This is a genomic window from Deltaproteobacteria bacterium (genome assembly GCA_016874775.1).
Lineage (GTDB): Bacteria > Desulfobacterota > Binatia > Bin18 > Bin18 > VGTJ01.
Genome location: VGTJ01000009.1, coordinates 17,100 through 33,076, shown reverse-complemented (window position 1 = coordinate 33,076; position 15,977 = coordinate 17,100). Strand labels below are relative to the sequence as shown.

The 15,977-nt window shown below is 53.3% G+C and carries 18 protein-coding genes; 9 read left to right on the top strand and 9 right to left on the bottom strand.

Translation table 11 applies throughout. The features are described from left to right. Positions 1-143: 143 nt before the first annotated feature. The 3 genes from FJ147_02570 to FJ147_02560 all read right to left on the bottom strand — a co-directional run bounded on the left by FJ147_02570 (position 144) and on the right by FJ147_02560 (position 2,658). Positions 144-1,571, bottom strand: coding sequence for an amino acid decarboxylase (locus FJ147_02570; GenBank protein MBM4254763.1), 1,428 nt, complete (start codon positions 1,569-1,571; stop codon positions 144-146). 202 nt (positions 1,572-1,773) lie between these two features. Then, complete coding sequence (locus tag FJ147_02565; GenBank protein MBM4254762.1) at positions 1,774-2,172, bottom strand: Hsp20/alpha crystallin family protein; 399 nt, start codon at positions 2,170-2,172, stop codon at positions 1,774-1,776. 36 nt (positions 2,173-2,208) lie between these two features. Next, on the bottom strand, positions 2,209-2,658 hold the full coding sequence (locus tag FJ147_02560) for an Hsp20/alpha crystallin family protein (protein ID MBM4254761.1): 450 nt from the start codon (positions 2,656-2,658) through the stop codon (positions 2,209-2,211). 232 nt (positions 2,659-2,890) lie between these two features. Here FJ147_02560 and FJ147_02555 point away from each other — a divergent pair, with 232 nt between their 5' ends. From FJ147_02555 to FJ147_02545, 3 genes are read left to right on the top strand one after another with little or no spacing between them, the layout of a single operon-like run. Further along, positions 2,891-3,205, top strand: a complete 315-nt coding sequence (locus FJ147_02555; protein ID MBM4254760.1) for a type II toxin-antitoxin system Phd/YefM family antitoxin — start codon at positions 2,891-2,893, stop codon at positions 3,203-3,205. Further along, on the top strand, positions 3,202-3,462 hold the full coding sequence (locus tag FJ147_02550; protein ID MBM4254759.1) for a hypothetical protein: 261 nt from the start codon (positions 3,202-3,204) through the stop codon (positions 3,460-3,462). The genes FJ147_02555 and FJ147_02550 overlap by 4 nt, the downstream gene beginning before the upstream one ends. Before the next feature lie 13 nt (positions 3,463-3,475). After that, positions 3,476-3,967: a hypothetical protein gene (locus tag FJ147_02545; GenBank protein MBM4254758.1), complete on the top strand. Its 492-nt coding sequence runs from the start codon at positions 3,476-3,478 to the stop codon at positions 3,965-3,967. On the opposite strand, the gene FJ147_02540 is transcribed toward FJ147_02545, so the two are convergent. From FJ147_02540 to FJ147_02525, 4 genes are all read right to left on the bottom strand, one after another. Next, the gene (locus tag FJ147_02540) at positions 3,964-4,572 is read right to left on the bottom strand and encodes an arylamine N-acetyltransferase (GenBank protein MBM4254757.1); all 609 of its coding nucleotides are present in this window, start codon (positions 4,570-4,572) and stop codon (positions 3,964-3,966) included. The genes FJ147_02545 and FJ147_02540 overlap by 4 nt on opposite strands. Continuing rightward, positions 4,547-4,864, bottom strand: coding sequence for an arylamine N-acetyltransferase (locus tag FJ147_02535; protein ID MBM4254756.1), 318 nt, complete (start codon positions 4,862-4,864; stop codon positions 4,547-4,549). The genes FJ147_02540 and FJ147_02535 overlap by 26 nt, the downstream gene beginning before the upstream one ends. A 326-nt stretch (positions 4,865-5,190) precedes the next feature. Then, positions 5,191-6,615 (bottom strand): benzoyl-CoA 2,3-epoxidase subunit BoxB, encoded by a 1,425-nt coding sequence (gene boxB, locus FJ147_02530; protein MBM4254755.1) that lies wholly within the window; start codon positions 6,613-6,615, stop codon positions 5,191-5,193. A gap of 149 nt (positions 6,616-6,764) precedes the next feature. Beyond that, the gene (locus FJ147_02525) at positions 6,765-8,450 is read right to left on the bottom strand and encodes a benzoyl-CoA-dihydrodiol lyase (GenBank protein ID MBM4254754.1); all 1,686 of its coding nucleotides are present in this window, start codon (positions 8,448-8,450) and stop codon (positions 6,765-6,767) included. A gap of 252 nt (positions 8,451-8,702) precedes the next feature. On the opposite strand from FJ147_02525, the gene FJ147_02520 reads away from it, so the two are divergent. The 6 genes from FJ147_02520 to FJ147_02495 all read left to right on the top strand — a co-directional run bounded on the left by FJ147_02520 (position 8,703) and on the right by FJ147_02495 (position 13,277). Further along, on the top strand, positions 8,703-10,250 hold the full coding sequence (locus FJ147_02520) for a benzoate-CoA ligase family protein (GenBank protein ID MBM4254753.1): 1,548 nt from the start codon (positions 8,703-8,705) through the stop codon (positions 10,248-10,250). Between the two features lie 21 nt (positions 10,251-10,271). Next, entirely contained in the window at positions 10,272-11,012 is a 741-nt protein-coding gene (locus FJ147_02515; GenBank protein ID MBM4254752.1) for a tetratricopeptide repeat protein, read from the top strand. A gap of 123 nt (positions 11,013-11,135) precedes the next feature. Beyond that, a complete protein-coding gene (locus FJ147_02510; protein MBM4254751.1) occupies positions 11,136-12,344 on the top strand; it encodes a cytochrome P450 in 1,209 nt (402 codons plus the stop codon). 13 nt (positions 12,345-12,357) lie between these two features. After that, positions 12,358-12,579 carry a ferredoxin gene (locus FJ147_02505; GenBank protein ID MBM4254750.1) on the top strand — a complete coding sequence of 74 codons (222 nt, stop codon included), beginning with the start codon at positions 12,358-12,360 and terminating at the stop codon, positions 12,577-12,579. Positions 12,580-12,731: 152 nt separating this feature from the next. Continuing rightward, the gene (locus FJ147_02500) at positions 12,732-12,977 is read left to right on the top strand and encodes a hypothetical protein (GenBank protein MBM4254749.1); all 246 of its coding nucleotides are present in this window, start codon (positions 12,732-12,734) and stop codon (positions 12,975-12,977) included. 45 nt (positions 12,978-13,022) lie between these two features. After that, positions 13,023-13,277: a hypothetical protein gene (locus FJ147_02495; protein MBM4254748.1), complete on the top strand. Its 255-nt coding sequence runs from the start codon at positions 13,023-13,025 to the stop codon at positions 13,275-13,277. A gap of 7 nt (positions 13,278-13,284) precedes the next feature. Here the strand turns inward: FJ147_02495 and FJ147_02490 are convergent, their stop codons facing one another. Together FJ147_02490 and FJ147_02485 are read right to left on the bottom strand one after the other, a co-directional pair. Continuing rightward, positions 13,285-14,484, bottom strand: a complete 1,200-nt coding sequence (locus tag FJ147_02490) for an efflux RND transporter periplasmic adaptor subunit (GenBank protein ID MBM4254747.1) — start codon at positions 14,482-14,484, stop codon at positions 13,285-13,287. Positions 14,485-14,698: 214 nt separating this feature from the next. Further along, on the bottom strand, positions 14,699-15,874 hold the full coding sequence (locus FJ147_02485; protein MBM4254746.1) for an ABC transporter permease: 1,176 nt from the start codon (positions 15,872-15,874) through the stop codon (positions 14,699-14,701). Between the last annotated feature and the right edge of the window lie 103 nt (positions 15,875-15,977).

Sequence of the window (15,977 nt, the reverse complement as noted above, 5' to 3'; positions counted from 1 at the left end):
GTCGAAGGACGCAAATAAACAACTAATAACTCGACGTCATTGTCCTTGATGGGTTCGGAGTGAACAGAAAAGTGGGTATGTCGCTGCCTGCTTTCCGTTCGTGCGGAGCTCGTCGAAGCATGAACGGAAAATCCTGTGCCCGCTTAGCGCTCGCGCTTTGCTGCCTCCCGCAACAATTCCCACACTCGCACCACGTGCTCATGAGTCGTGGCCTGATTGCCAATCGCGACCCGGATCGCATACTGCCCGTTTAATTTGGTGTGAGAAAGGAACGCTTTGCCACTGGCGTTGACTGCGTCGATAATCGCAGTGTTGTGGACTTCGAGATCTGTCTTTCCGGTCGGCACGTGACGAAAACAGACGGTTGAGAACGGTACCGGCGCAAGCCGTTCCCACCCTGGTGTGGTATCAATTTGTGTGGCAAGCCACTGCGCCTCTTTAATGTGGCCTTCAATAATCTGCGCTAATCCATCCCTACCGTAGGCGCGAATCACCATCCACAGTTTGAGCGAGCGAAATCTTCGTCCGAGCGATAACCCATAATCCATCAAGTTGATGACATCTGATTCGTCAGTACGAAGATATTCTGCGACGAGAGAGAAGGCGCGCTTGAGATCGTCAGGTCGACGTGTGTAGAGCAAGCTGCAGTCGATCGGGGTCAGTAACCACTTGTGTGGGTTGACCAGAAACGAATCGGCACGATCGCAGCCCGCAAGCACGTGACGATGAGACGGAACCACCGCCGCTGCGCCTCCATAGGCGGCATCGACATGAAGCCAGAGTCCATAGCGCTGGCAAATGTCTGCTATTGCCGGTACTGGATCGATGCTCGTGGTTGACGTCGTTCCGACGGTGGCAACGACAGCAAGCGGTTTGACGCCAGCAGCAACATCGTCACGAATCGCTTTTTCGAGAAGGTCGGGACGCATACGAAATTCGCTGTCAGTGTCGATGTGCCGGGTCCATTGCCGACCAATGCCAAGGGCGATGGCGGCTTTGTCAATTGAACTATGCGTTTGGGTTGAACAATAGATCGCGAGTGGTAGAAGGTCGTTGCGTCCAGCCATACCGCGTTCACGAATATCAAGATTGGCGGCTTCGCGCGCCGCAGCTAAGGCATACAACGTTGAAGCTGAGGCGGTATCGGTGATCTCGCCGAACCAGTTGGTCGGTAAGCCGATCATCTCGGCGACCCATCGTAACGTACGCTGCTCCAATTCGGTTGCTGCTGGAGAGGTACGCCAGAGCATAGCATTCACATTGAGTGCGGAGGCGATCAACTCACCGACGATACCCGGTCCAGAACCGGTGATACCAAAATAGGCGAAAAACGACGGGTGATTCCAATGGGTGATACCAGGCAAGATCAACCGATCGATGTCTTTGAGAATCGTTTCGAATGACTCTCCCTGCTGTGGGGCGGATTGTGGTAGTGCTCTCGCAATTTCACCTGGAGTGACTCGCGACAGCACTGGCAGTTCTCCAACGTGCTCAAGATACGAAGCGACCCAATCGCTCGCTTCGTGGAATGCCTGACGTAATGCTTGTGGGCTCGGACCGATCTGGCTCATAGTACCTCTGTTGTTCTGGCGAGAGTGGCAGGCACTGTAGCACAGGAAGGGAGCTTTTAGAGGGAGGTTTTTATGATGGAAAAGACGAGCTCGCGTAGCCAGCTATGGTATTCGTGCACACAGCGCATGCTAAGGATTCGGGAATATCGAGAGATAAGAAAAGGAAAAAAGGGGGCGTCTCGTAGGAAACGCCCCGAGGGATTTAACTGGCCGAGATGGCGATCCGGCGCGGTTTGGCTTTCTCGGCTTTCGGTAATTCGAGTTCGAGTACGCCGTTTTTCATCCGCGCACTGATGCGTTCGGTATCGATGGTGTTCGCCAACGTGAACCGACGGGAATAGTTACCGACATTGTATTCCGTGTAGACCGGAGCAAGATTCTCGTAGTCTTTCACCTCAACTTGCCCTTCGATCGACAGCACACCTTCGTTCACATGGACCTCAATCGACTGTTCGTCGACCCCGGGCATATCTGCTCGTAACCACAAGCTGTCAGCCGTCTCATAGATGTCGACCTCTGGAACATACGTCCGTCCTGGACGCGTCGGTTCATTGTCTGTCATCTCTTGTTTTTTATAGGTAGAGAGTTTTTTGTCTGTCATAGCCTACGTGCCTCCTGCTTCTCTGTTCTGCATTCGTTACGCAGCTTTAATTTCAATCTGGCGTGGCTTTGCCTCTTCCTTCTTAGGAATACGCACGGTCAACATGCCATGTTTACACGTTGCCTCTGCCTTTGACAGGTCGAGATCGCTGGGCAACTGGAGCGAGCGAGAGAATTCCCCGCCGCTGCGTTCATGGCGATGGAAGCTGGCTCCTTCGGGTGCAGCCGTCTCGCGCTTGCCGCTGATGGTCAGGGTTCGTCCGTGACCTTCAATCGCCAGCGCCTCGGGCGCAATACCAGGGACTTCCATGCGGACAATGTAGCCTTCTTTATCGCTGAAGACGTTGGTTGGCGGAAATACCCCTCGACCTGATACTCCAAGATCAAAGCCAGCGGTGGGGCTTTCAAATGCGCGGTCGAGTTCGCGCTGGAGACTCAGCAATGCATCGAGCGGACTGAAGCGTGGAGAGAAGCGAATAAGTGCCATGTAGTGACCTCCTCATTTTCTTACTGTAACTGCCGGCGCCGGCGCTCATTGTTCCTGAAGGAAATGTAAGATCGATTCATTGAGCGTCAAGCTCTCAGTGGAAAAATTTTTTTCTCTATCTGTCGCAGCCCTCAGCGCTGAGGTTCGATACCAATGTGGAAAAGTATGGATTGTGCGATCTTTTGCTTATGTCTATACTCATGTACATAAAAGTGTGCGGAGAGACATAGCTATGGATCGTTACTTGAATGTGACCGAAGCCCGTCGCGAATTACTCGACTTAGTTGAACACCTCCAAGGGGCAGATCGCGTTGTGATCACGAAACATGGGCAGCCACGAGCGGTACTGGTCAATTGTGAACGCTATGCACTGCTCGAAGACTTAGCCTGGGTGTTACAAGATCCTGGCCGCCGTGCGGCGTTGCAACAAGGCTGGAATGAGGTACAGCGGGGACAACTGCTCCGCCCATCTCAATCATCTCTGCTCTCTGCCGCTTCGCTCCGTACTTTTACGAAGACATCTGCTCGGCGAAAGAAAAAAGCATGAGCACTTATACGCTCACGCCGCAGTTTACTCGAGACTTTCAAGCCTTGGAGCCCGATATGAGTCCAGCCGATCTGGAAATTTTCGATGCCTTACTTGCTGCTATCATTCGTAACCCACAGGCGGTACAACGCGTGCAAAGTTTCTACGATCCTCAGCATCCGAGCTGGTTGTGTCGCTCGGGACCGTTTGTTATCCACTATGCGTTTGATTCGCAGGCTGATGAAGTAACTTTTATAAACGTCTTTCGTCGTCGTTAGGAATGAGTGCGGAATGGATCTCCCAACGCTTATCCATTCGATCCTGAGCCACCTGACGCCAGCAGAACAGGCGATCTACCTGCGTCTCTGGCATCTCAGTGGAGGGCAGGGGACATGTGCTGTGCGTTACGACGACCTTGCCGCTTCGGCTCATGTCTCACGTTCGACATTGAAACGTTCCCTCAAAAGTCTCACGCGACGAAAGCTTGTGATTGTTACCTTCCAAGCAAAACGGGCAAGCATTTTCGAAGTGTTCGAGCGAGCACTGACGCCAAAACCTGCGACATTAGGAATCCACCGCCCACGTTTATACGATCTTTTTACGGAGGAAGATCGCAGTCTGTTTCTCACCTATAAGCGCAGCCTGTCTCCTGTGCATCTCAAGCAGTTAGAGGCTGAGTGTGATAACGATCCGCATGAACTGGATCGCCTCTTGTTTCATCAAGCCTTCGGTCCTGATCGTCAAAGCAAGTACGCCCATCTCTTGGAACAGGAGCCCACTTAGGGCTGTGGCAGAGGGCGGATCGCTTCGTATGGCACTTCGAGTTCAATGCCGAAGAAGGTTTTTAAAGCGCTGAGGTACGGTTGGCCTTCGCTAAGTAGTTGGTCGTACTCGTTCTCAGGAGTGAGGTGGGTGAGGGAACAGTTAAACAAGGCCACGCGACCGTTTGGACGAGGCAGTGCAGCAACACGGGCGAAGGTGAAGAACGATTGGGGATGCGTCGACGTGAAGTGATTGCCCAGGGCAACGTCTGCGGGAAAAACATGGCCTAAATCGAAACTGTAGAGATTGATCCACTGGCCATCTTTCTGTGATTGCAACATCATGCCGTAGGGACCAGCGTCAACCAGCTGGAAGGTCAGGCCGTCCTGGGTCGTGGGGTGATTCAGCTCGAAAGGAATGGGCGCACGCAGACCAGGACCACCAAATCCGACATCAGCGATCCATTGTCGTCCGTGAGCAGTGACGAGGATGAGTTCATGGGTGCGAGCTGTAGGTTCCCCACGTAAGTGTACGCGAGCGAGGAGAGGGCGTGCGTCGAAGCCAAAAGCCTGCAAGGCCATGAGGAACAAACCGTTCAATTCAAAGCAGTAGCTGTCGAGTCTCATGACATCGCGTACTCATTTTTGTGCAAAAATCCAAGAAATTCGACGAATTCTTAGTGCGCGATGTTATGAGACCTGACAAGTAGCCACCGCGTTGGTGGCGGACCAGTTTGTCGAATAGGGCAGTCGGATCGAGGTTGATGCCACGTCCCAATAAGATATCGAAGTTCTCGAAGGGAATGGTATACGCCTGGGCACGATGGAGAGCTTCGAGGCGATCTTCGGTTGCCTGGACTGGTCCGGTGTAGTGCAGACGTTCTAAGTACGGGTCAAGCGCGAATACTTCTTTGTTCATATCGTTTCCGTTCTATTTTTTTCTTTCCCTCGCCAGTCCTCAATCAGACCTGAGAACATTCGTACACGTTACACTCCAGACTCCACATCGTGTCATTCTAAGCGCAGCGAAGAATCTCTCAGAGAGACCCTTCGTTTCACTCAGGGTGACAGCGCGAGGGTGCCAATCTTTTATGGTCCGATTTAGTACCGTGTCTCATAACTTCGTGAGCAGTCGTAGGGTGTGCGAAGCGCGCCAACTGACTGGCGCGTGGTACGCGCCCTACGATTTCACCACTAATGAACTTGCGAGACACGGTACGAGAGAGGGCCAGGGGTGAGGTCCTCCTAATTGAACCGCACATACTCAAAGTCCACGGGCTTGCCTTTGATGCCAGAGGCCGGTGGCGCAATCCAGTTGGCAAATTTTCCAGGCGCAACGACACGCCCCATCAGCGAGGTTGCATATGCACGGTCTTCGTCAGTTGGCAGCCAGTTCCTGGCGTTTGCATTCCATTCAGCATCTGAAACCACGCGTCCGTCAGGTGCGATGCGTAAAGACGCGAAACTACCGATGCGTCGATTGAAAGCTTTATGTGGGACCTGCAAGCGAGTCTCAACCCCATTGCGTTCCAATACTTTATTCCAGCGTGTCACGCCGCGAATCGAATCTTTGATAAAGTCGTCGCGTAGCCGTTCGTTGAGCGACACGAGCGCTGGTACGTGTTTTTCAACGAGCTGACCGTTCACGACATCAAGAATCGGATAGGTCGCATCCTTTAAGAGATGATCATCACTGATCTTGGTTTCGTCGTAACGCCCTTTGATGCCGCTGGTGTAAAAGGTGGCAGCGTTTGACGATTGGTCAGCACCGAACAGATCGAGCGTGACGCTGTAATGGAAGTTGAGGTAGCGTTGCAGCGTTTCGAGGTCGATCACGCCTAGCGCGCGCAACTTATCTGGCGCGTCGGTCGCGTGTTGGCGCATAACTTCACAGGTGCGTTGCACCACTCGGGCAATACCGGACTCACCAACGAACATGTGATGCGCTTCCTCGGTCAACATGAACTGGGTGGTGCGTGCGAGAGGGTCGAATCCTGATTCGGCGAGAGCGCAGAGCTGGAACTTGCCGTCACGATCGGTGAAATAGGTAAACATATAAAAGGCTAGCCAGTCCGGCGTCTTTTCATTGAAGGCACCCAAGATGCGAGGATTGTCGGCGTTGCCGGAGCGTCGTTCAAGCAAGGCCTCGGCTTCTTCGCGCCCGTCACGGCCAAAGTAACGGTGTAATAAGTACACCATCGCCCATAAATGGCGGCCTTCTTCGACGTTTACCTGAAAGAGGTTGCGCAAGTCATAGAGCGAAGGTGCGGTCAGGCCGAGATACCGCTGTTGTTCAACCGAGGCGGGTTCGGTATCACCCTGAGTGACAACGATGCGACGAAGCGTTGCCCGATGTTCTCCTGGTACATCCTGCCAGGCGGGTTCGCCTTTGTGTTCGCCAAAGTTGACTTTCCGATCCTCCTCCTGCGGCGCAAGAAAGATTCCCCAGCGATACTCCGGCATTTTGACATAGTCGAAGTGTGCCCACCCAGAGGCATCAGCGCTCACGGCCGTGCGCAAATAAATATCATCTTGCTGTGCCCCTTCAGGACCGACCTCTTGCCACCACTTGAGATAGTTTGGTTGCCAACGCTCAAGGGCGCGTTGCAAGGTCTTGTCCGTTGAGAGATGAACGTTGTTCGGAATTTTTTCGCCGTAATCGATGCTCATGGTAAGCTCCTAAACAGTTTTCCGTGGTCAGTATTCAGTCGTCAGTAGAAAAAGACATTGCACTTTCTCGGACTCCGAACTTCGAACGATTTGCGACTCTGAACTTTTCTAGACCCTGGACCCTGGACTTCCTTGGACTCTGGACTGCTTTAAACACGTTCCCAACTAAACTTTGCCTTATTCCCAGTCCCATACACTTTCAATGCACCCAACTCGCCGACGGCATTGGGGCGAAGGAAGATCCAGTTCTGCCAAGCCGAAAGGCGACCAAAGATACGCGACTCCATGGTCTCTGCTCCGCCGAAGCGTAGGTTGGCTTCCATACCAGTAAGGGCATCCGGCGAAAGGCTGGCACGTTCTTCGAGCGCAATACGAATCTCGTCATCCCAATCGAGTTCATCGGGTGCCGCTGTGACTAAGCCAAGTTCTGAGGCTTCTGTTGGATCAAGCGGGTGACCAATTGCAGCACGAGCCTGGTCGAGCACAACGGCATCGTAGCTGAAGCGGCGCTCTAAGCGCGACTGATGTGTCACCATTGGATAGGTGCCAAAGTTTAGTGGTGAAAGATGAAGATGCGTAGCCGAACCTTCTTCTTCGCTATTCAGCATGTAAATACGATCGGCTACCAGGGCGAGTTCTAGTAACGTACCCGCGAAGCAAGAACCTGGCTCAACCAAAGCGAACAATGTGCGTGACGAGACCTCGAGTCGAGCTAACGTGCGTCGCAGCATGCCAATCACTTCGCGAACGAACCAATGCGCTCGATGTTGGTCAAGCGTCGCATCAACTGCCAGAGCGTGTTCAGCATCTCCTTGCGTTTTCAGGAGCCAGGTCCCAATTTCTAATTCATTCGTCCGCAGCATGAGGATCGCATCGTCCAGTTCTCGTGCCATCTGTAACGGCCACCAGGTTGCCCCTTGTACCAGAATAGCGGCTAGCTCGGTTGGTTGTTGCTCGCGTGGTGCACTGACAGTGATCATCGCTCGTCGGCTGTTACGATCGATCTGCACGTCAACATATTCATAGTGTAGCCCTTGTGAGTCGATCGTGCGTGACAGGGGGGAAAGTGCCACGCCTTGCGCCTCGCTCGGGCGGTCACTGAACGCTGCCAGTTCAAGTGCTCGTTTTTTTGCCGAATCAACAAACTGTGCGGGCTTGGCAAGATGGTCGATTAAGCGCCACTCTTTGGCGCGTTGACCACGAATACCTTCTGAGGTCGTGCAAAAAATATCGGCATGATCATGGCGTACTTTGCGTTTGTCAATCAGACGAGTCAATCCGCCAGTACCAGGAAGGACACCCAGTATCGGAACTTCCGGTAGGCTCACGGCTGACGAACGGTCATCGACCAGCAAAATCTCATCGCAAGCGAGCGCCAACTCATACCCACCACCAGAGGTTGTCCCATTACATGCGGCGAGAAATTTGAGGCCTGAATGACGACTTGCATCCTCGACTCCGTTGCGGGTCTCGTTGGTAAATTTACAGAAGTTGACTTTCCACGCATGAGAGGATTGGCCGAGCATGAAGATGTTGGCACCCGAACAGAAGATGCGATCTCGCGCGCTGGTGAGGATAACCGTCCGTACTTCTGGATGTTCAAAGCGAATGCGCTGCAAAGCGTCATGCAGTTCGATATCCACGCCGAGATCATAGGAATTCAACTTGAGCGTGTATCCTGGTCGAAGTCCGGCGTCCTCTTGAACGTCCATCGTTAAGGTTGCGATCAGGCCGTCAAAGCTCAGTCGCCAATGCCGATAGCGCTCCGGATGAGTTTGATAATCGACAAACGGTGGGGACGACTCCACCGGTACTTCCTGTGCTGCAGTTCCCATGCGGTTTCTCCTGTTGTTACGTAAAGCGTAAAACGTAAAGGGCAACAAAAGCTCTGTTTCTCCCGTCCTTTTACGTTTTACATATTTACGTTTTACGCTTTACGTCCCGCGTCAGGCATAACTACGGGGAATTATATTTCTCACCGGCATATTCTGCCAGTAGCATCGTCGGGCATAGTTGTGATTTGGCTGTTGCTTGTCTAAAGAAGGAGGGGCTGAAGCTCATGGAGAGAAACTGTGCAGGAGGGTAGGGTGCCTATTCCAGACATTCCGGAGTCATTCAACGCGACGACAGCGTTCGTCGATCGACATCTCAGCGCAGGTCGCGGCGACCACGTGGCGCTGTGGACGGGTGAACAGAAAATTACCTACGCGCAGCTAGCGGAGAACGTCAATCGCGCAGGGAATGCACTGCGTCGACTCGGCGTGCGGCCTGAGGAACGCATCTTATTGGTGGTGTTGGACTCACCAGAATTTGTCTATGCCTTCTGGGGGGCGATCAAGATTGGTGCGGTTCCGGTGCCAGTTAATACGTTCATGCGTGGCGATGAGTACGCCTATATGCTCGACGATAGTCGTGCCTCTGTCGTACTTGCCTCTGGGGAGGTGTGGCCTAGTGTCGCTCCAGTTGCAGCCCAATCGCGGTGGCTCCGACATCGTGTGGTCATTGGTGCCGCTGAGGGAGCACTCTCGTTTGCTGAGCTGATGAGTCGCGAGTCTCCGTCACTTGCAGCAGAATTCACTCATCGGGATGACCCAGCGTTGTGGCTCTATAGCTCTGGCTCAACAGGGATGCCGAAGGGAGTTGTCCACCAACATCGCGACTTGGTGTTCTGTTGCGAGACGTATGGGAGTGAGGTGCTTGCTATCACTTCAGATGATGTGACGTTCGCTGCGCCGCGCCTTTTCTTTGCCTATGGGCTTGGTGGGGGAATGTATTTTGCCCTGTATGCGGGAGCAACTGCAGTATTGGTGCCTGAACGTCCAACGCCTGATAGTGTATTTGCCGCTCTGAGTCGGTATCGACCGACGCTTTTCTTTGGGGTCCCGACGTTATATGCGGCGATGCTGCAGGCCTCAGAGAGTGAGAAACAATATGACCTTTCCAGTCTGCGGCTATGTCTCTCTGCAGGCGAGCCGCTACCGAGCGAGCTCTTCTTGCGTTGGCGCGAGCGCTTTGGGGTAGAAATCCTCGATGGCATTGGTTCGACGGAGATTCTGCATATCTTTCTGTCCAATCGTGCCGGGCTCGTTCGACCTGGCAGCTCAGGAACGCCGGTCCCTGGCTATGAACTGCGCGTCACTGATGATCAGGGGGCAGATATCTCACAAGGTGAGATCGGTGACCTTTTGGTCAAAGGCGGGAGTATCACTTCTGGTTATTGGCACAAATTGGAAGCGACGCGTCGGGCACTGCAAGGCGAATGGATTCGCACCGGCGACAAATACTACTGTGATACCGAGGGAGTCTATTGGTATTGCGGTCGTTCCGACGACATGCTTAAGGTGTCAGGGCAGTGGGTCTCGCCTGCAGAAGTTGAAGGGCTATTATTTCAACATCCAGCAGTGCTCGAAGCCGCAGTCGTCGGCTGGGAAGATGAGCATAAGTTGGTGAAACCGAAAGCGTTTGTGGTGCTGAAACACGGGCAGACTGCTTCTCTCGCACTGGCGCAAGAGTTACAAGTCTTCGTGCGCGAGCGTACCCTACCACACAAGTACCCGCGCTGGGTGGAGTTTGTTGCTGAGTTGCCGAAAACGGCGACCGGAAAGATTCAACGGTATAAGTTACGGACGACGTAAGCGTCGTGAGATCAGGATGTTATGAAAAGTCGTAAGAACGTAGGGATATGGAGAGTCCTGGTTGCTACCATCCTCATGAATTTTGTGGCTTCAGCAGGCGTTCTTATTGAGGAATGGGATAGGATGGCTTTCGCGCAAGTGATCTCTGATGAAGCCCAGAAAAAGATTCAAGCGCGCGCCGCGATGGTGACAGCAGAGGAACTTTATGGTCACAAAGAGTATGACAAAGCGATCGAGCAATGGCGCGAGGCGATCCGGCTTGATCCGAGCCTTGCGCGTGCGCATCTCGACTTAGGGATGGCCTTACGTGGCAGAGGAAAAGTTGCTGAAGCGGTTCCTCTGCTGCGGGAAGCCGTCCGTCTCGACCCGAAGAATGGCAGTGCACATGCTGATCTCGGTGATGCCTTACAAGAGCAAGGAGATCTTGATGGCGCATTGGCTGCTTACCATGCTGCGCTTGCCTTAGTGCCGCGGTCCGCGCCGTTGCGCAATAATCTTGGGTACGTGTTAGTGCGCAAAGGGGACGTGGACGGCGCGATTGCCGAGTGGCGTGAGGCTGCCCGTCTCGATCCCAAATATCCACCGGCCCATGTGAACCTGGCTGAGGCGCTCGAAACGAAAGGTGATATTCAGGGTGCCATTGTCTCCTATGAGCGGTTTCTCGATGTTGTCCCGCTGGGGGCGAATGTTGACGAAGTACGCGAACGTCTGACCAACCTCAAAGCTGGAACCAAGTCACAACCTGCACCGGAAAAGCGGTAGCCACTCTCATCTCGCAGTACTCGTTGTATCTGATGGAGGCCAGTCTTGCTCTCGGACCGGAGTTTCCTCGTTAGAACAAGGTATGTACACTGCGGGAGATATACAAAAGAGGAGACGAACTCGATGCCAATTCATGACAACCTGTCAGCTCCTGACGTGATTGCCGACCCATATCCGTACTTTCATCAACTCCGTGCTGAAGATCCCGTCCATTGGAACCCGCAGTGGGGAGGGTGGATTCTCACGCGCTATGATGATGTCCAAGCCTCTTTCCAAGATCGCCGTCTATCTGCTGATCGCATGTCGCCGTTTATGGCTGGCTTAAAGAAGGCGGAGGCGCAGGAACTGCAACCGAGCTATCAAATCTTTTCCAAGTGGATGGTGTTTACTGATCCCCCCCAACATACGCGCCTGCGGATGTTGGTGAACAAGGCGTTCACCCCACGTCGTGTGGAAGGGTTGCGTCCGCGGATTCAGGCAGTTGTTGATGAGCTGTTGGATCGCGTCATCCCTGCTGGCCAAATGGAATTGATCCATGACTTTGCGTATCTGTTACCGGTGACGGTGATTGCTGAGTTGCTTGGAGTTCCGGCCAGAGACCACGAAAATATTAAGAAATGGTCGGATGAGATTACCCTTTTCATTTTTGGCGCGATTGGCGTACCGGATCGTCGTCAACGAGCCCAGCTCGCGATGGTGGAAATGGCGAAGTACCTCAAGGCGGTGATCGCTGAACGTCGACAGCAACCACAAGATGATCTGATTAGCGCCTTGATTGCGGCGCAGGAGCAAGATGATGCACTGACCGATGATGAAATCGTGAGTACCTGTTCCCTCGTCTTGTTTGGTGGGCATGAGACCACGACCAATTTGATTTCTAGTAGTGTGCATGCGTTATTGAAGAACCCCGCACAAAAGCAAAAGCTGACCGAGAATCCAGATCTCATCTCCACGGCAGTGGAAGAGTTTCTCCGCTACGATGGTCCGTCAAAATCGATGGTCCGGCTTGCGCTCGAAGACTTTGAGCTACGCGGCAAACAGATCAAGAAAGGCCAGCGATTACTGCTGTTCCAGTCGGCGGCCAACCATGACCCTGAGCGGTTTCCTGATCCTGATAGTTTAGATGTTGCTCGTCAGCCCAATCCGCATGTTGCCTTCGGCTATGGCATTCACTTCTGTTTAGGTGCCCCGCTCGCGCGTATTGAAACCGCTATCACCGTCAATACGATTCTCCGGCGGTTACCAAAACTACGACTCGCCACCGACACGCTTGAATGGCACCCGACGATCGTCAGTCGCGCGCTAAAAACGCTACCGGTCGCGTTTTCCTGATGCTGAGGTGTCTATGCGCCGTCTGCGTATTGTAGTGGATCACAACAAGTGTGTGGGCTCGACCATGTGCATCAACATCGCACGGGCAACGTTTGCTCTTGACGGTGAGGGGAAATCCTCGGTGGTCAATTCACAAGGTGACACAGAGGAAAAGATTCTCGAAGCGGCAGAGAGTTGTCCGGTCAGCGCGATTATGATTGAAGATGCCGAGACTGGTGAGTCACTGTTTCCGTAGCAGGAGCATTCAGCTTTCAGCGGCCAACTCTCAGTCAACAGGAGAAGCAATCAGCGACCAGTAGTAAGCCGTCAGCCACGAGAGTAAAACTGGACAATTCTCTAACAAAGCTGAGGGCTGAACGCTGACGTAGTCAAACAGGAGACCCCTCTATGAGCCGCTTAGGCTTAGTTCCGCGTGAGCAACTCGATGCTGAATTGCGGACAACGTTGGAAGCGTTTGAACGGGCCTGTCCGGACTTTAACCCTGCCGTCTTCCAGGCGATGGGCCAGAATCCTGCATTGAGCAATGCCTTTTATCGTTTCTATATTCCGACGCGTCTTCATGGGTTGCTCGACAGTCGCCTCAAGGAATTGATCCGCCTCAAAATTGCCGAGTTGAACGCGTGCCGCACCTGACAACGCTCGCGCACTGCACAGGCTGTGCAGGATGGAGTAACTGACATGTTGGTTGCGGCGTTGTGTGATTATGAAAATCACCCTGAGTTTTCCTCGCGTGAGAAGCTCGCGCTCCGTTTTGCTGAACGGATGGCTCTGAACCATCAGTCAATTGATGACACCTTCTTCCAGGATTTACGACAGGAATTTAGCCAGGCTGAGATTATCGAACTTGGCATGATGACGGGGTTGTTCATTGGCTATGGCCGCTTGCTGGCAGTGTTGGATTTGGAAACAGCGACGACAACAAAACTGAAGTGACAGGGACTTATAACGGCTTTTCTGTCACTTTCACAGGCATGCCGTCACGCAAGTCACCCGGACCTGAGAGCACTAGTGCTTCTCCACCATCGAGACCGTTTTGAATCTGCAGCGTATCCCCAAAAGCTTCTCCGACACGTACAGACACTTTCACTATCTGTTGGTTGCGGACCAGCCAGACGAAGGTTTGCTCGCCACTACCACGGATCGCGTTCTTGGGAATCACGACTCGCGGTGCACTCCCATTATTCTTCATCGGTTCGGCGAGAAAGTTGATGCGAATTGACATGTCGGGACGCAGATACTCGTCCGCTTTCGTCAGCTTCACTTCGACCTTGAGCGTGCCTTTTTGACGATTCGCTTGTGGATAGATTTTCACAACCTGTGCAGGATATTTTCGGTCAGGATAGGCATCAGGTATAATGTCAGTCTTTTGCCCCATGCGCACGTGGCGGAAATCGACCTCGTTAATATCTACTTCGCCGCGTAAGTCATTCAGGTTGGCGATACGGATGAGATCTCCCGCTCCGGCAAACCCTCCTGGAACGGCGATTTCTCCGACCTCCTTGAGCTTCGCGAGCACGACCCCATTCATCGGAGCAATCAGCTTCGTGTAGTCGAGGTTCACCCGTGCTGATGTGACCTCAGCCTCATTTTGGCGAACGGTCGCGTGTGCTACCGCACGTTCGTTCTCTGCGACATCCAATTGTTGCGTGGCGATGAGGCCACGCTCGTGCAGGTCTTTCATCCGTTGCGCCTGCTTGTGTTTGAGCGTGAGATTCGCCTGAGCTAACTCTAAATTTGCCGTTGCTCTCCGTAACGCCGCTTGGTAGTCGCGATGATCAAGACGGACGAGAACTTGTCCTTTGCGTACGACATCGCCTTCCTGCACTTCATACGCGTCGATGCGACCCGGAACACGTACGCCGATTGAGATATAGCGATCACCCGTCACAATATATCCAGCCCCCGAGAGCACCGGACCAGAGACCGGAGTCGTAGCGCCAATAAGTTGGGCGTAGACAACTTGCACTGCTGGTGGCTGCCCGAGCGTCATGCGATACAACCACACTGCGGCACCGCCGATTGTTCCAGCAAGGAGGGGAACAAACACGAGCCACCACACCCACGCGCGCGAACGAGTCTGTCGCGCTGACGGGTCGATGCGCAGGCTGTGCAGGTCTGTCTCAGTGCGAGGAGGTTCCATGTCGTGTGAATGAAAAATTAAAAATTAAGTGTCGAGTCTCATGACATCGCGTACTCATTTTTGTGCAAAAATCCAAGAAATTCGACGAATTCTTAGTGCGCGATGTTATGAGACCTGACAATTAAGAATTAAAAATTTTGGAGGGAAAGACTGAGGCGCGAACAGCAACAGTCAATGGTCTGCTCTTCATCTGCATGCTCAATTCTTCATTGTTTTACCCTCGTCGCAGTGCTTCGGTCACTTGTAGTTTCGCTGCTCGGCGCGCGGGGAAGAAGCCGCCGATGAGGCCCATTGCTACTGCGAGACCGAAGGCGATGAGTAATGACACGGCAGAGACACGTAGGGTTACCACCGCAGTGGAGAACGACGGCAGTTGAAATGCGACGCCCTGCATGAATCGATTCACCAACTCGACGGCTCCTATTCCCAGAATTACGCCAATGACATAACCGAGCAACGCCAGGCATAACGATTCACTGACGAAAGAAACCAGAATAGAACCACGACTGAACCCGAGCGCACGTAGGGTACCAATTTCCGCCGTACGATGAGCGACTGCAGCGAACATCGTATTCATCGCACCGAAGATTGCGCCGGTTCCCATAATGATCGCCAGCAGGATCGTTAGTGCATACAACGCTTTGGCTCCTTCGGCTTGTTCTTCGTAGTAGACGATTTCCGGCTTGGCATCGAGCGAAATACGCGGGTCCTCGGCGATGCGGCGGACCAGCGTTTCCTGGTCTGCTCCGGAAGCTGTGACTAATCGCACTCCTGAGCAACCAGCGGCATTCCCGTCCTTGAATAAATCACCAACATCGATCCACACCTCTGACTCGAAGGCTGAACCGTCAGCGGCAAAGAGCCCGACAATTTTCCATGCCCGATCCCCGAAACTGAGGGTTTCGCCAAGGCCAAGACCTTGATAACGCTGCGAAGCCGCTACGCCTACGACCGCCTCGCGCACTGCTGGAGTTGGTGCCCGGCCCTCAACGATGCGCAAATTATCATGCACCAGGAAACCCATCGGGGTCACGCCCCGGACGAGGACCATTTCTTTTCCGCCCTTTTTGGTGGGTAATTGTGGTTGAGAAATGAACTCGGGGGACACTAACGGTTCTCCCGTTGGGGTCTGGGCGACACCGGGAAGATAGCGCAAGGCTTGCACGGCCTCGCGTGAAACAAAGCTCATGACGTCGCTGGTGGCGCCTTTGCGCATGGCGATCAACTGGTTTGGGTCTCCGGCGGAGATCAACATTTGTCGCAGGCCAGAAACGAGCGAGAGCAGGAGAATGGTGACGAGCACAACTAGTGCGATGCCGCCCGCTGTCGCTAGCGTCGTCATCTTGCGCACGAGTAAGTTACGGAAGTTGTATTTGAGGGGAACACTCATGGCTTCGCCAATTAAGAATTAAAAATCAAGAATGAAGAATGAAGAATGAAGAATGAAGAATGAAAAAGAGTGAGAAGAGAGTTCTCTTCATCTTAGAATTTTA

Bases quoted from the DNA above. Each gene is read 5' to 3' on its own strand.
- FJ147_02570 (MBM4254763.1), bottom strand. From the start codon at position 1,571: ATGAGCCAGATCGGTCCGAGCCCACAAGCATTACGTCAGGCATTCCAC.
- FJ147_02565 (MBM4254762.1), bottom strand. From the start codon at position 2,172: ATGACAGACAAAAAACTCTCTACCTATAAAAAACAAGAGATGACAGAC.
- FJ147_02560 (MBM4254761.1), bottom strand. From the start codon at position 2,658: ATGGCACTTATTCGCTTCTCTCCACGCTTCAGTCCGCTCGATGCATTG.
- FJ147_02555 (MBM4254760.1), top strand. From the start codon at position 2,891: ATGGATCGTTACTTGAATGTGACCGAAGCCCGTCGCGAATTACTCGAC.
- FJ147_02550 (MBM4254759.1), top strand. From the start codon at position 3,202: ATGAGCACTTATACGCTCACGCCGCAGTTTACTCGAGACTTTCAAGCC.
- FJ147_02545 (MBM4254758.1), top strand. From the start codon at position 3,476: ATGGATCTCCCAACGCTTATCCATTCGATCCTGAGCCACCTGACGCCA.
- FJ147_02540 (MBM4254757.1), bottom strand. From the start codon at position 4,572: ATGAGACTCGACAGCTACTGCTTTGAATTGAACGGTTTGTTCCTCATG.
- FJ147_02535 (MBM4254756.1), bottom strand. From the start codon at position 4,864: ATGAACAAAGAAGTATTCGCGCTTGACCCGTACTTAGAACGTCTGCAC.
- boxB (MBM4254755.1), bottom strand. From the start codon at position 6,615: ATGAGCATCGATTACGGCGAAAAAATTCCGAACAACGTTCATCTCTCA.
- FJ147_02525 (MBM4254754.1), bottom strand. From the start codon at position 8,450: ATGGGAACTGCAGCACAGGAAGTACCGGTGGAGTCGTCCCCACCGTTT.
- FJ147_02515 (MBM4254752.1), top strand. From the start codon at position 10,272: ATGAAAAGTCGTAAGAACGTAGGGATATGGAGAGTCCTGGTTGCTACC.
- FJ147_02510 (MBM4254751.1), top strand. From the start codon at position 11,136: ATGCCAATTCATGACAACCTGTCAGCTCCTGACGTGATTGCCGACCCA.
- FJ147_02505 (MBM4254750.1), top strand. From the start codon at position 12,358: ATGCGCCGTCTGCGTATTGTAGTGGATCACAACAAGTGTGTGGGCTCG.
- FJ147_02500 (MBM4254749.1), top strand. From the start codon at position 12,732: ATGAGCCGCTTAGGCTTAGTTCCGCGTGAGCAACTCGATGCTGAATTG.
- FJ147_02495 (MBM4254748.1), top strand. From the start codon at position 13,023: ATGTTGGTTGCGGCGTTGTGTGATTATGAAAATCACCCTGAGTTTTCC.
- FJ147_02490 (MBM4254747.1), bottom strand. From the start codon at position 14,484: ATGGAACCTCCTCGCACTGAGACAGACCTGCACAGCCTGCGCATCGAC.
- FJ147_02485 (MBM4254746.1), bottom strand. From the start codon at position 15,874: ATGAGTGTTCCCCTCAAATACAACTTCCGTAACTTACTCGTGCGCAAG.